At 72.7% G+C, this 964-nt stretch carries 1 protein-coding gene; it reads right to left on the bottom strand.

What is annotated here, in order from left to right:
• Positions 1–65: 65 nt before the first annotated feature.
• Positions 66–964 (bottom strand): cellulose-binding domain-containing protein (locus KCH_RS04795; protein WP_035859305.1); only part of this gene is annotated, 899 nt, incomplete at its 5' end.

Raw genomic sequence — 964 nt, 5'->3', positions numbered from 1 at the left:
TCGACGGCGACGGGCTGGTCACCAGGATCGAGATCGTGCCCGCGCGGCAGCCCGGTCGTTGACCGCTACCCGATCCGCACGGTGCAGGAGGTGCCGTTGAGGGTGAAGGCCGACGGTGCGGTGTTCGCGGACGTCCAGCTGCCGTTGAAGCCGAAGGAGGTCGAACCGCCCGGCGCGATGGTGCCGTTGTAGGCCGCGTTGGTGACGGTCACCTGCGCCCCGGACTGGGACGGGTTGCCGTTCCACAGCGAGGTGACCTGCTGCCCGCTCGGGAAGGTCCAGCCGACCGTCCAGCCGTTGATCGTCGCCGAACTCCGGTTCACCAGCGTCACGTTGGCCCCGAAGCCGCCGCCCCACTGGCTGGCCACCGCGTAGTCCACCTCGCAAGCGCCCGCCGGCGCGGGCGAGTTGGACGGCGAGGCAGAGCCCGACGGCGAGGACGACGCCGACGGCGAGGAGGAGGCCGACGGCGAGGACGAGGTGGACGGGGACGGGGACGGGGAGGTGGTGCCGGTCAGGTCGCCGTACTGGATGCCGCGGCCGTTGGTGCTGACGTACACCCGGCCGTAGACGCGCGGGTCGCCGGTGATCGCCGCGCCGGTCCAACCCCACTGGTGGGCGTCGTCGTTGATGCGGACCCAGTTCGCGCCCGCGTCGTCCGAGCGGAAGATGCCGCGCACGCCGCCGATCTTGGCGGAGGAGTACAGCGCGGGGTAGCTCCGGCCCGGCGCGGCCTTGCCGAAGCCGATGGTGTCGGCCTGGTCGACGCCCGCCAGCCTGGCGAAGCTCGCGCCGCCGTCCGTGGAGTGCCACAGCCCGTACGTGGTACCGGTGTTGCCGCCGGCCAGCCAGACGTCGCCCTTGGCGCCCGGGACGGCCTTGAAGCGGACCGAGTCGGTGGGCAGGCCGGTGGCCCTCGCGGTGAAGGTCGCGCCGGCGTCCGTGGACACGTAGAAGGTGCCGG

This window comes from Kitasatospora cheerisanensis KCTC 2395, from assembly GCF_000696185.1.
GTDB classification, from domain to species: domain Bacteria; phylum Actinomycetota; class Actinomycetes; order Streptomycetales; family Streptomycetaceae; genus Kitasatospora; species Kitasatospora cheerisanensis.
Note: the sequence above shows the minus strand (reverse complement) of the source record. Positions and strands in the feature narration are given on the sequence as shown.